Annotated in this window: 12 protein-coding genes and 1 pseudogene; 3 read left to right on the plus strand and 10 right to left on the minus strand. The window is 66.3% G+C overall.

Annotated features, from left to right (window positions below; all coding sequences use genetic code 11):
- Nucleotides 1-14: 14 nt before the first annotated feature.
- From ACOGJB_RS10120 to ACOGJB_RS10145, 6 genes are all read right to left on the minus strand, one after another.
- On the minus strand, nucleotides 15-683 hold the full coding sequence (locus ACOGJB_RS10120) for a hypothetical protein (RefSeq protein ID WP_419837025.1): 669 nt from the start codon (nucleotides 681-683) through the stop codon (nucleotides 15-17).
- Nucleotides 664-861: a hypothetical protein gene (locus ACOGJB_RS10125; protein ID WP_419837026.1), complete on the minus strand. Its 198-nt coding sequence runs from the start codon at nucleotides 859-861 to the stop codon at nucleotides 664-666. The genes ACOGJB_RS10120 and ACOGJB_RS10125 overlap by 20 nt, the downstream gene beginning before the upstream one ends.
- A gap of 321 nt (nucleotides 862-1182) precedes the next feature.
- Complete coding sequence (locus tag ACOGJB_RS10130) at nucleotides 1183-1761, minus strand: hypothetical protein (RefSeq protein WP_419837027.1); 579 nt, start codon at nucleotides 1759-1761, stop codon at nucleotides 1183-1185.
- Nucleotides 1710-3431, minus strand: coding sequence for a hypothetical protein (locus ACOGJB_RS10135; RefSeq protein ID WP_419837028.1), 1722 nt, complete (start codon nucleotides 3429-3431; stop codon nucleotides 1710-1712). Before ACOGJB_RS10135 ends, ACOGJB_RS10130 begins: the two co-directional genes overlap by 52 nt.
- A gap of 356 nt (nucleotides 3432-3787) precedes the next feature.
- Entirely contained in the window at nucleotides 3788-4057 is a 270-nt protein-coding gene (locus ACOGJB_RS10140; protein ID WP_419837029.1) for a hypothetical protein, read from the minus strand.
- A gap of 278 nt (nucleotides 4058-4335) precedes the next feature.
- Entirely contained in the window at nucleotides 4336-4620 is a 285-nt protein-coding gene (locus tag ACOGJB_RS10145) for a DUF3467 domain-containing protein (protein WP_419837030.1), read from the minus strand.
- A 344-nt stretch (nucleotides 4621-4964) separates the two neighbouring features.
- On the opposite strand from ACOGJB_RS10145, the gene ACOGJB_RS10150 reads away from it, so the two are divergent.
- A complete protein-coding gene (locus ACOGJB_RS10150) occupies nucleotides 4965-6137 on the plus strand; it encodes an ISAzo13 family transposase (protein WP_419840685.1) in 1173 nt (390 codons plus the stop codon).
- A gap of 14 nt (nucleotides 6138-6151) precedes the next feature.
- Here the strand turns inward: ACOGJB_RS10150 and ACOGJB_RS10155 are convergent, their stop codons facing one another.
- Complete coding sequence (locus ACOGJB_RS10155; protein WP_419840713.1) at nucleotides 6152-6499, minus strand: IS30 family transposase; 348 nt, start codon at nucleotides 6497-6499, stop codon at nucleotides 6152-6154.
- A 3-nt stretch (nucleotides 6500-6502) separates the two neighbouring features.
- A pseudogene (locus ACOGJB_RS10160) lies at nucleotides 6503-6667 on the minus strand (helix-turn-helix domain-containing protein); the annotation flags it as partial.
- Nucleotides 6668-6782: 115 nt separating this feature from the next.
- Here ACOGJB_RS10160 and ACOGJB_RS10165 point away from each other — a divergent pair.
- Together ACOGJB_RS10165 and ACOGJB_RS10170 are read left to right on the plus strand one after the other, a co-directional pair.
- Nucleotides 6783-7976, plus strand: a complete 1194-nt coding sequence (locus tag ACOGJB_RS10165) for a type II toxin-antitoxin system death-on-curing family toxin (protein ID WP_419837031.1) — start codon at nucleotides 6783-6785, stop codon at nucleotides 7974-7976.
- A 449-nt stretch (nucleotides 7977-8425) separates the two neighbouring features.
- Nucleotides 8426-9757, plus strand: a complete 1332-nt coding sequence (locus tag ACOGJB_RS10170; protein WP_419837032.1) for an IS1380 family transposase — start codon at nucleotides 8426-8428, stop codon at nucleotides 9755-9757.
- Between the two features lie 235 nt (nucleotides 9758-9992).
- On the opposite strand, the gene ACOGJB_RS10175 is transcribed toward ACOGJB_RS10170, so the two are convergent.
- On the minus strand, nucleotides 9993-10217 hold the full coding sequence (locus ACOGJB_RS10175; protein ID WP_419837033.1) for a hypothetical protein: 225 nt from the start codon (nucleotides 10215-10217) through the stop codon (nucleotides 9993-9995).
- 52 nt (nucleotides 10218-10269) lie between these two features.
- On the minus strand, nucleotides 10270-12006 hold the full coding sequence (locus ACOGJB_RS10180; protein WP_419837034.1) for a hypothetical protein: 1737 nt from the start codon (nucleotides 12004-12006) through the stop codon (nucleotides 10270-10272).
- Nucleotides 12007-12193: the final 187 nt, after the last annotated feature.

The following is a 12193-nucleotide window of genomic DNA, read 5'->3' on the forward strand; positions in this document are numbered from 1 at the left end:
ATGGTGCTGAGCGCTCAGGTGTGAGCCGTCCAACCAAGACTGATCAGTGCCTCGGCAGCGATCGCGGGGTCATTTCGCACGGCTGCTTTGAGTTGTTGCCCGTGAAATCTCTCTCGCGACTCGCTGAGGTGCTGTTGCCAGTCGTCTCGGGCATCCACAAGTCTCTCAACAATGCAGAACTCGATGATGTCCTCGAGGCTCGGCCGGTACCTGCGCCCTCCGACGGGTAAGTGCAGAGCCGTCGGCGTGTCCTCGTCGCGACCGGCGACATCAAGAACCCTCTGCAAGCGTTTGGCCTTGCCGTCGATGTGCAGGTGCGCAACCGGATACTTGTTGTTGGGGTCGCGCTCGTAGTGGTACGCGAAGGCGCTCTTGCTGCGGACGTAGAGCCCGAACGTGCTCTTGATGTTGGCCAGATGACGGTTCTCATCGTCCATTCGCAGCGCATGGAACACGCGCAGGAAGAGCTTTGCCGGCGAACGTGAAATTGTCAGCGGGATGGGTTCGCCCCGACGATTCACCCGATCCAGGTCGTAGGTGACAATCGCCTGCCCGTGCGACCCGTGCGTGTAGAGCCCGCAGTCCAATCGGATGCCATCAGTGATGGTGCCATTGAGCAGGTCCGCGATCTCGCCGGCGAACTGCTTCGCTCGGCGCTCCAGATCACGCTGTAACTGGTTCAAAGGACGAGATGACGAGCCAGACGTCGCGGGCCTGCTCGCTCTCGAAACGCCCGTCCTCCGCCTGCGCCTGCAACTGCTCCCAAGTGCAGCCGACGTCATCGAGCATGTGCTGATTGCCTTCGCGGATGTCGTCGTCGGTGTAGTGGATGACCTTGACGTCGTCGTAGTTCTCGCTCATTCGGACACACCTCCTCGGTACGCAGTCCTACGATACGAAAGTGTACGAGGGTCTCAACCTAGGGCAGGTCAGTCGCAGCGGCCGAGGTTTTCTCTGATCGTCCCCGAACACCGTCTTGCCCGACGCGGCGAGACTGCCGATCAGCCGAGCTGGCCGACCCACAGGCTTGCGCCCACAGCACGCCCGTGAGCACGAGAAGCTGGGCGATCTGCCGGCAAGCCGAAGCACAGACGCGAAGGAGCCCCGGGGTGGGTGCCCCGGGGCTCTTTCGTTGTCGCTGTTTGCCGTTCAGGCGGGCGGACCCGCCTGTTCGGCTGTCTTCTAGGAGGGTGCCTTGACGCTGCTGGTGACCGAGATGCGGTTCTGCGAGGAGCCGTTGAGGTCCTCATCGACTCGGTCCTGGGCTGTGTCGACCACGTCGGTCGTGCCCGGTGCTGGGGCGTCAGCGGCGTAGCCGGTCGCGACCCCTACGTCGGCGGTGATCTCCGCGTACGCCGGAGGCCCGGTGATGGCTGCTGCGCCGTCGTGGCCTGCTGTGGTCTGCACGAGATCGCGTGCCGTCTGCAGGTATCGCACCTGCGATGTCTCGAACTCATAGCGCACCGACCGCGTCGGGGCTGTGCCGGTACCGATGGCGGGCAGCGCCGGGCTGTCAGCGTTCAGATCCGCATAGATCGTCAAACCGCCGCCAGCAGGCGTGTTGTCGCCGCCGGTCGCGGCGGTCTGCACCCGGGTGTTCCCGTCAGTCACGGACTCAGCCGCGTTGGGCCGCGTGCGGACCCTGGTGGCCGCCAAGACGTCCTCGAGCAACTGCGGATCGCGGACCACGTCAACGAACGCGTTGAACTTCACCTCGATGGCGAGCTGGGTGCGACCGGAGTCGCTGAAGCCCGCAGCCACGTTGCGAGCCGTGACCAGGCCCAGCACAGCACTGGCCGCATTGTTGGTAGCCGCCAAAGAGCAGCTGGTGAACCCGCCGAGAACAGCGCCGCGAACTTGTCGTCGCCGTTGAGCGCCGCGATCAGATCGCCCAAGGTGGCTGTGGCGGGGCCGTTGTTGAACCGCACCGTCACGCGCTTGCCCTTGGGGTCGACGCTCACGCCGATGTCCAGCGGCTTGTCGGCGCTGTAGGTGCTGGCCCGGTCGAACACCATCGACCAGCCGTTGCCCGCAGCGCCCGCAGCGTCGCCGTCGCCCTTCGCGCGAATCGTGATCCCAGCGCCGGTACCGCCGACACCGGCCACAGAACCGGTCGGAACCGTCCATGTGGCGTGCGCAGTGTGCTTCAGGTCGCTCATCAGCACCTGGTTGATGCGCGGGCTGGCCTGCGCGCGGATCGCCGAACCCGACGTCCCGGCACTCTGGTTGCCCGAGCCGTCCTCGACCGCGCCCGGGTCGACGATCAGCCGATCACCAGGCCTCAGCGGACGGCTCACAGTCGCCACCGCCGCAGATGCACCCGGTTCATGAGCCACGCTCACCGCAGGCGCGGGGCTCGTGCCGCCGGGCCCGCCGACGATGCGCACCTCATCATTGGCGAGCAGTGCAGTGCCCGCCAAGGCGACGTTGTCGCCAAACGCGATCTCGAACGTCGACCTCGCCGTCGCAGCGCCCGCGATGCCCACGATCGAGATCGTCGGCCGCACACGGTCCCGCGCGGGAGCAGTCACCGTCGCGGTCGCGGACCCGAAGGAACGCTGATCCGCCGACGTGCCCAGCTTGATCGACGACCCGTCTACCGAGATCACATCGCCCGCGCTCAGCGTCTGGCCCAAAGTGACATCGATCCGGCTCTGGTCGCACACACTGCCGGCGTTCCCCGCAGCGTTGACCACAACCGCCGCGATGCCGTTGACCTCGACGACATCCCTGACCCGATCCACATTGTCGGTCGCAGTCACAGCATCGCTGAAACACAGCGACAACACCGGCCCCGTCGCCGGGGAAGCCGTCGCGGAGATCGCGGTCGCCGTGCCCGCAGTCGCCGTATCGGGCCGCACCGGGTCGTCCGCGTTGATCGCGCCGTCCCGGCTGGTATCAGTCGCGGCGCCGATCCGCACGGTCAGCGCATCAGTGGAGGAAGCCGCATCGGGCGCAGCCTCCATGGTGGCCTCGCTGACCGCGGCAGTGCCGCCCACAGCGACAACGCCCAGGTTCAGCCGGTCGGCGCCGATGTTCCGCGGCGTCGCGGCAAGACAGCCGCGCACCCAAGCCGGCAGAGTGTCGCCCACCACCAGCGGAGTCACCAGATAACCGCCGGCAAGGCTCGACGCCAACACCGCAGCAGCGACCACGCCATCAGGGTTGCCGCGCACCAAAGCCACCCGATCACTGGACACCAGACCGAGGTCGTCGCCGCAGCCGTCGTTCGCGAGCCCAGCCAGCGCGACCGACACTGCCGCAGCAGAATCGCCCTCCACACGGGCCACGGTGTCCACGCCCAACGTCGTCAGCGCAGACGCCACATCCGCTGACACAGCGCCGGTACCACCGACGATCTGCACATGCTCAATGTCGTTGGCGGTGATGTACTCCGCAGTCGCGTCGGACAGCTCATCACCAGCAGTCATCAAAACAGGCAGCTGCAGCCGATACGCGACCGTCTGGGCCGCGACACCGAACGGCATCATGTCAGTAGCGCCGTTGATCAGCACCGCTCCCCGGTCAGCCTGACCCGGTCCGCGGAGCCGCCCAGAGCGAACCGCCTCTCACCCCACACGACACGGTCTCCGCCGCCTGCCAGGCGGGCGCTTGTGACACTGCTCGCTTTCACCTCAGAGATGCCCCCGTGAAACTGCGGATGCGTACTTCAACGGCAGGCATCGTCGCAGGTCAGAGGGGCCTTTCCGCAGACCCAGACAGCCCAGACCGCACGACTCGCGAACAATCAGGGCTAGTGGCTGTTTAGGGGGAACGACTAACGTGCCTAACCTTGGCTAGGGCCGATGGCATACAGGTACGCCCGACCGTTCTGATGGTTCAAGATGAACTCGATCCGTGCAGTGCCCAGCTCGATGTAGCGACGGTCCTCGTCGAACGGCGTCGCCCCGACTGGATCACCCGGAAGAACGTGACGCGGGCACCCGGCCACTCTGCGCATGGCACGGCGGGCGTCCGCGGCTTCACGTCGATGTCTCGCGATGGAGTCTCGAAGGTGCGATGTGTCGCTGGGTGCCCACTGCCACGACTCGTTCACGACTGGCGGGAAGCATCCTCAAAGAACGTGTCGATCTCCGAATCAGACCACACGCCGGGGTCGGTTCCTGCGGCGATGTGCTGATCGACCAGCTGTCTCATTTCAATGTATGCCGCGTCTCGTGGCGAAGCAGAAATGTAGTTCAGCCCCACCGGTTTCGGCGAGCATTGCCCAGTCGGCGGCGCGAATTCCACGGGAAATTGAAACGGCTCATCGCTGGCCGGATCCCTGTAAGTAATTCGACCGGGTGACACACGAACCGGCTGCGACATGCTTGCTCATTCCTCTTCGTTGGGCGTCTTGTCTACCTGCTCGACCTGCTGTTCCAGCCACCGCGCCTGATTCTCCTTCAACGCTTCGATGAGTTGGTCCACGAACAACGGCGACATGTTCACCCTGCTCACGACGACGCCATGCCCGGCTTGCGGTCCGCTGAAACTCAGCCGCACGAAGTCGAGCGTGAACTCGTACGGCGAGTGCGACACCGCAGCGAAGTTGGCCCACACACCGGCCTGACATTCCGGCGGCACCTGCACATTGAAGTCCATCTGCTGCTCAGCCACAGCGAGAGTGTCTCATCGGTATCACGGATACGCAAACGAACACATGTATGACATCCACGTTCGTGACCCTCGGCGAACTCTGTTTGATTCACCCTCTGTAGGAACGTCCCAGGGTGAATCAGCCAGCGTCGCAGCAGCCCGTTGGTCAGCTCGTTGGTGCGGCGCTGCTGTGGGCTGCGGGGTTCGCAGAAGAACACCTCGATCCCGAGCGCTGATTCGGTGTCGGCCCAGCGGGCGAGTTCGCGGCCTTGGTCCTAGGGTCCGCCATAAGATAAATCGTGTGGTGTAGTGTCGGGTGCGTGGAGTTGTCGGCGGACGCGGCGGGAGTGTTCTTCGACACGGTGATGCCGCATCTGGGCGAGCGTCAGCGGCGTGTGGCGGCAGGAGCGCTGGCCGAGGCGCTGGGCCGCGGCGGGCAGGCGTTCGTTGTGGAGGCGTCGGCGATGTCGACCTCGACGGTGTCGCGGGCGGTGCGCGAGGTGCGCGCCGGGGTCGAGCCGTCGCACCGTCAGCGGGCGGAGGGCGGCGGGGACCGCCCGGCGGTCGTCAAGCAGCCCGGCCTGGCCGAGGCGCTCGACGAGCTGGTGCATCCCAGCACGCGCGGCAGCCCGACCTCTGCGCTGCGCTGGACGTTGAAGTCGACCTATCAGCTCGCACGCGAGCTCGCCGCGCAGGGCTTCAAGGCGTCCGCGGAGCTGGTGCGGCGGCTCCTGCACCAGATGGGCTACTCGCTGCAGGCGCCCGCCAAGCAGAACGAAGGCACGTCCCATCCCGACCGCGACGCCCAGTTCGCCTATCTCAACGGCCTAGCGCAGGAGTTCCTCGACGCCGGCGAGCCGGCGGTCAGCGTGGACACCAAAAAGAAAGAGCTGATCGGGAACTACGCCAACAAAGGCACCGAATGGCAGCCCGCCGGCGAGCCGCAGCGCGTCAACGTGCACGACTTCGCGGACCGCTCACTGGGCGAGTTCGCCAAGGCCATCGGCTACGGCGTCTACGACCTCGCCAACAACGACGGCTGGGTCAGCGTCGGCGACACCGCAGACACCGCCGAGTTCGCCGTCAACTCCATCGCCCGCTGGTGGGACACCCTCGGACAGCAGCGGTTCCCCGACGCGACCCGGCTGCTCATCACCGCCGACGCCGGCGGATCCAACGGATACCGGCCACGCGCCTGGAAATGGTTCCTCGCCCGCCTCGCCGCCGACACCGGCCTCGAGATCACCGTCGTCCACTACCCGCCCGGCACCAGCAAATGGAACAAGATCGAACACCGCCTCTTCAGCTTCATCACCATGAACTGGCGAGGCAGACCACTCACCGACATCGCCACCATCGTCGAGCTCATCGCCTCCACCACCACCCAAACCGGACTCACCGTCCAAGCAGCCCACGACCCCAACTGGTACCAACGCGGCATCAAAATCACCGACAAACAGATGAAACAAATCCCGCTGCAACCCCACCAATGGCACGGCGAATGGAACTACACCATCACACCCAACCACGCGACCTAACCCGCGGCGAACCCCTAGGTCAACGAGCGCACCAGATGGGCAGGCTGGCGGGCCAGTGCTTGGGTGACCGCGTCTGCGACGTTGGGCGCCGTGCAGCAGTGCGGCAATGCGACGACCAAGGTGTGGCGGCTGACGCGCTCCACCCCGGTGGCCGCGGCGGTGCGGTTGGCTGCGGCGATGATCAGGTCGCCTTCCCAGTGGCCCGGCTCGCTTCGCTCCTCGACGGCTGCGGGCCGCTCGCTCAATGGCCGATAATCCCCCAGCGGGCCCGCCTTGTCGCTGTGATGGCTGCGAGGGCGGCGACGCCGCTGCGCACGCGGCAGGTCGGCCCACGCTTCGGTGCCGAGTCCGCAGCGGCCCAGCTCGCGACAGACCGTCGCCGGATGCCGGCCCAGCACCACCGCGATGTCCAAAGCGGTCGCTCCCGCCGATCTCATCGCCTCAATCCGGGCGCGCTCGAACGCGCTCAGCCTCGCTGCCATACTGGACAGCGCCACTGGTGGTTGCTGCGCAGAACAACCGGTCATCATGGCCGATCACTCGCAACCACCGGTGGAATCCGCCGAGCGTCGGACAGCCCCAACCCAGGACGATTCGAAGCGCCGGTATCGCTAGCGTGCAACAGACGTCAGAAGGGAGCGTCGATTGGCCAGCTTGCGGACACTGTCGTCGATCTGTGACGAGCACGAGCTTGACCTCGACGAGTCACTGGTCGTCTTGTGGGACGCCGGCTTCGAGGACATCGACGATCCCGACGACCGAATCCCGTCCAAGTCATTGAGCCGTGTCCTCGCGGCGCTGGAGGTCGAGAACCCCAAGGACCTCACCAAGGTCGACTACTGGCTGGACCGCCTAGAGATGACCAGGGGCGAACTCGCAGACGAACTGGCCGAAATGGGGCTGTCGCTGCGCGCCGATGTGCGCAAGCTGCCCAAAGGCGCGCTGCGCCGTCTGCGCAGAAAGTACATGTACAAGCGGCCAATCGCGGACGCCACCTCAATACCTCCCGAGCCGAAAGCGTTGCCGCTGGAATGGCCTCAGAACGACGCCCAAGAGCAGCTCACCTATCTGACTGAGGACGACCTGTTGGCGATCCATGCGGCGCTGGTCGATGACTTCAAGAACTCAGAGGACCCGATCGACCCGTCCGGTGTGAGATCGCATCACCTCGTCGGCTCAACAGCGTCGCGCCCACTGACTGCGCACGGCGACCGGCTCAAGTATCCAACGATCGACCTTGCCGCGGCTGCGCTGATGCACTCGGTTGTTCACAATCACTGTTTCTTCAACGGCAACAAGCGCACGGGCCTTGTCGCGATGCTGGTGTTCCTCGACTGTAACTCTCGCATCGCCACTTGCGACGAGAAGGATCTGTTCCGGTTTACTCTGCGCTTGGCGCAGCACCGGCTCGTCCCGCGGCACTATGACCAGCGAGACGACCGAGAGGTCCTCACAGCAGCCCAGTGGATTCGCTCCAACAGCCGCTCTGTAAACAAGGGCGAGCGGCCAATACCTGGCTGGCGCCTCAAGCGCATCCTCAGAGAATTCGACTGCGACTACTCCGCGGCGTCCGGCCGAGGAAACCGGCTCGACATCAGACGGACAGTCCCGGTGCCTGGACGGTTACGGCGTCATCGAACGCGTGTACTGCGAACCCAAATCCAATACTCGGGCGACGGACAGGAGATGGCGCGAAACACCATACATAAGATCCGCGATGACCTGTGGCTCGACGAGGCCCACGGCATCGACTCGCACGTGTTCTACGAAGCCGAAGCCACGCCGGACGACTTCATCCAGACCCACCGCACACTCCTACGCCGCCTCGGAAAGCTCTAGTCAAACGCCGGCAAGCTCTATCGGTGGTTGCGATTGAGTCGAGTGTAGAAGTCGGCGGCTGATTGGCGGTTGTGGCGTCGGGTTGAGGTCGTCCCCGATGACGACGGGCCGGGTCCCCGTCAACCGCGTCGCCCGGCTCATGAGATCCCACCAGATCGCCGGGATTCGCCCTCGGCGCCCCAAGCGCACCACCACACCGGCACGCTTGGTGGTCCCTGCGTTCCGCAGAGTCGGAATACTGGATTCATGCTGCCGGTTTGTGCCGGTGACGGGGTCCCGTTAGTTGGTCCGCATTTGTGAGAGTGGCGCCCCGTTGACGGGGAACTGAGCCTGGATCCACCGGTGGGGTGGCGGGTTTGGGTGGTGCGCGTCCACCAGAAAGGCCTCCTGACGTGGCATTTTGCCGTTGACGAATAGTCGGCGTGATGCCATGACGGGAGGCACTTTCTGTGAGCAGCGTAGCTGGGGGTCTGGACCGGATTGAGGCAGTGTTCGACGAGGAGTCTTTGGTCGCCGATGCGGGGTTGTTGTTGGCGGGGTCGCTGGTGGCCCGGCTGGGTCTGGAGTCGTTGATCGATGAGGTGGTGACGCCGCCGGGGTCGGGCCGCGGTTCGGGTGCCAAGGTGCTCACGGCGGTGTGCTCGATGCTGGTGGGCGGTTCGTTCTTTTCGGACGCGGACAGGCTGCGGGCCGCGTCGACAAGGTCGGTGCTGGGGTTCGCGCCTGTGGCGCCGTCGACGTTGGGGACGTTCGCGAGGTCGTTCACGTTCGGTCATGTGCGTCAGCTCGACCGCGCGCAGGAGCTGGCGTTGGGCCGCGCGTGGGACGCAGGCGCCGCCCCTGCGGCCGAGCAGGTCACGATCGATGTCGACTCGACGGTCCGCGAGGTGCACTCCGACGCGAAGCAAGGCGCCGCCTATGGGCATACGCGCACGCTGGGCTATCACCCGTTGGTCGCGGTGCGCGACGACACCGGCGAGATATTGCATTCGCGGATGCGCAAGGGGTCCTCCCAGAAAGGACACCTGCGGTTCGTGTCCGAGACCGTCGCCAGGACGCGGCGGTTGGCGCCACAGGCGGCGCTGACGCTGCGCGCCGACGCAGGGTTCTTCTCCTGGGACCTGACCGAGCGGCTCGACAAGCTCGACGTGAGGTTCCTGATCGCTGTGGGCCGCAACCCCGCTGTCGACAAGGCGATCGCCGCGATCGACGACGACGAATGGACCCCGATCGGCTACACCGACGACGGCGAGGCACACGTCGCCGAGACGACGTTGACCTCGAGCCGGCGCCGCCGCGGCAAGCCCGCTCGCACGGTGCGGCTGGTGGTGCGCCGCACCCGCATCGTCGGCGAGCAAGGCGACCTGTTCCCCGACTGGCGCCACCACGCCGTCGTCACCGACATCGACGCCGAAACGCTCGACACCAAAACAGCCGACGCCGCCTACCGCCGTCACGCACGCGTCGAGCTCGCCATCAAAGACCTCAAAGCCGGCGGCCTCGCCCACAGCCCCTCAGGACGCTTCGCCGCCAACGCCGCATGGCTCGCCTGCGCCGTGCTCGCGCACAACATCGCACGCTGGACAGCGCGCATCGGACACGTCCACGACCCCCGAAAGCTCACCGTCGCCGCCACCATCGCACGCCGCCTGCTCGCCGTCCCCGGCCGGCTCGTCAACCGCAGCGGACGGCCCACCCTGCGGCTCCCCGCCCGATGGCCCTGGGCTCACACGTTCGCCGCCGCGCTCGACAAGATCCGCAGCCTGCCCCAACACTGCTGAACCGCCCCCAGCGCCCAGCCGCCCGGCGCAGCACACCCCCAAAAGCGCAGCACACAACCCAACCCCCCCAAGCCGAACCGGGCACCACCACGCCCCAATGACCCCCATTACGTTGCCGGCGGCCCTGGCGCGACGGCGTCAGGGGCTGGCTGCTCGCCCGGGCGGGCAGGGCTGTTTCCCAACCACCCCACCGGTGGATTCAGGCTGAGTGCGCGTCACGCGGGCGGGCCGCCACTTAGTCCGGCACTTCAGCGCGGAATTGGTGCATCTCCTCGCTGAGCGCTTCGAGACTCTCGCTGATCCTCGTCAGCACATTCTGAAAGACGTCCACATGGCCGAAGGCGTGTTCACGGTTGCTCATCATGGCCTGCAGTTGCCCGCCGAGGTCCTTGGCCCAGTTCTCGACAGCCAGTGCCAAATGATCAGCGTCGGACATAGCAGGGCCGTCGAGTGTGCTCATGCCCGCGAGTATGGCACCGTGCGTAGGTGTGGGAGCGTCAGACATTACCTTGTCACCCGATTCGCCCTGCGACGTTCCCACGGATGTCATGTGCGGGTCCTGAGGGTGGCGAGGTCGGCTCGCTAGGTGCGGCAACTCTCTCGTTCGGGTCGTCGTTTGCGTATCCGACGGCTACCTCGTCGACGTTGCCTCGGGCTTGGTCGCCGGCCAAGTCGGCGTCGGCGTCACTGGCTGCCTCGGCGCCGGCCAGGATGGTGACCAGGTCGCGTGCGGCGGGCAGCCGGTCCAGCACCGCGGCTGTCCCTTCGTAGCGCACCTTTTGGACCGGTCCGGTCACCGCATCCGGAGAGGCGAGGTCGAGCCCGCCCCCAGCCTCGGTCCCATCTGAGCCGGCGGGAGCGAAGCGAATGCCCGAAGCGTCGTTGGTGAGCTTCGAGCGTCTCGCTGCCGCGGCCAAGATGTCCTCGAGCAGCTCGTCGTGCACTACAGACGCGATGTAGGCGTTGAAGTTCACCTCGATCGCGAACTGGGTGCGGCCGGCGTTCGTCGCCGTCCCCGACGCGCCCCGGCCTCCGGCCGTGCGCGCCAGCGGAGTGGCCAGCGACGCGGTGCAATCAGCGATTCTCGCGGCGAACCTCGAGTCGAAATCGGCGTTGCCGCGCAATGCGGCCAGCAGATCGGCAGTCGTGGCGGGGCCGTTCACCCAGCGCACCGTCACCCGCTTGGCGCGGGTGTCGACGCGCACGTCGATGTCGGTCGCCTTCGACGCGTTGTAGCCCGACGCCGTGTCGAACAGCATCGACCAGGCATTGCCCGCAGCTCCCGCAGCATCGCCGGAGCCCTTCGCGTCGATATGCAGCACCGTGTCGCCTCCCGACGCGACCGGCGCGCCGAACGGATTCGACGTCGGCACCGTCCACGAGTTGTGGGCGGAGTGCTTCAGCTCGCTCATCAAGATCGAGCTGACCCGCGGACTGGGCTGCGCCTTGATCGCCGACGCCGACGTGCCCGTGCTCATGTTGCCCGCCGCGTCAGTGATCTGGCCGGGCTTGACCGTCAGCCGGTCACCGACCTCCAGGTTGCGGCCGATCGTCACCGTCACCACAGCCGACTTGGCGCCGGCTGTCACCGTCGGCGCCGGAGCAGAACTGATCACATTGGTGGACTCGGTGCCCTTGCCCGACGCCGCCACGAACGTGAAGCTGTCACGGCCGATGTCGCCCCCGGCACCTTCAGCGAAGCCGCCGGCATCAGCGAACGTCACCGTGAACGTCGCCACAGGCGTCGACCGTTCCGCTATGCCCAGAACCGACGTCGACGGCCGCGTCCGGTCCGGTGCAGGCACCGTCACCGACGCTGACGCAGACGTGACCGTGCGCTTGTGCGAACCGGTCCCGAACGTGTGACCCGACTCCACGACCGAAACCGTGTCGCCCGCCGCCACAGCACGCCCCAGCGTCACCGTCGCCTTGCGGTTCAGGCACGAACCGCCCGCCGCCGTGGCCCTCACCGCAGACACCGACACCGCAGCGCCGTTCACCTCGATGATGTCGCGCGGCTTCGCCAGCAAAGCATCGTTCGCTGCGTCGCCCGAAGAACCCGCAGCCTCAATGTCATCACTGAAATACAGCGAGATATGGCTGCCGGGCCGCACCGGGTCATCAGCGTCGGCCATGCCGTCACCGTTCGTGTCGCCCTCATCCGCGTCAGCAGTGGACGGATCATCGCCGGCCGCAATGCTCACAGACAACGCACCCACCGACGGCACCGCGCCAAGCGCGGCGCTCATCGTCGCCTCGCTCACCGCAGCAGTGCCGCCGACCGCGACGATCCGCAGGCTCAGCTTGTTGCCCCTGAGCTACCTGACTCGGTGACGCGAGACCGAGGGATCGGCGGGGCAGGCATTGAAACGGCGCAGCGCAGCAAGCATCAAACGAACAGACGTAACGCGAGGGAGCCCCGGGGCGGGTGCCCCA

The organism is Candidatus Poriferisodalis sp. (genome assembly GCF_965208895.1).
Classification (GTDB): domain Bacteria; phylum Actinomycetota; class Acidimicrobiia; order Acidimicrobiales; family Poriferisodalaceae; genus Poriferisodalis.

Bases quoted from the DNA above. Each gene is read 5' to 3' on its own strand.
- ACOGJB_RS10175 (WP_419837033.1), bottom strand. From the start codon at position 10,217: ATGAGCACACTCGACGGCCCTGCTATGTCCGACGCTGATCATTTGGCA.
- ACOGJB_RS10180 (WP_419837034.1), bottom strand. From the start codon at position 12,006: ATGAGCGCCGCGCTTGGCGCGGTGCCGTCGGTGGGTGCGTTGTCTGTG.
- ACOGJB_RS10150 (WP_419840685.1), top strand. From the start codon at position 4,965: ATGCCGCATCTGGGCGAGCGTCAGCGGCGTGTGGCGGCAGGAGCGCTG.
- ACOGJB_RS10125 (WP_419837026.1), bottom strand. From the start codon at position 861: ATGAGCGAGAACTACGACGACGTCAAGGTCATCCACTACACCGACGAC.
- ACOGJB_RS10135 (WP_419837028.1), bottom strand. From the start codon at position 3,431: ATGACTGCTGGTGATGAGCTGTCCGACGCGACTGCGGAGTACATCACC.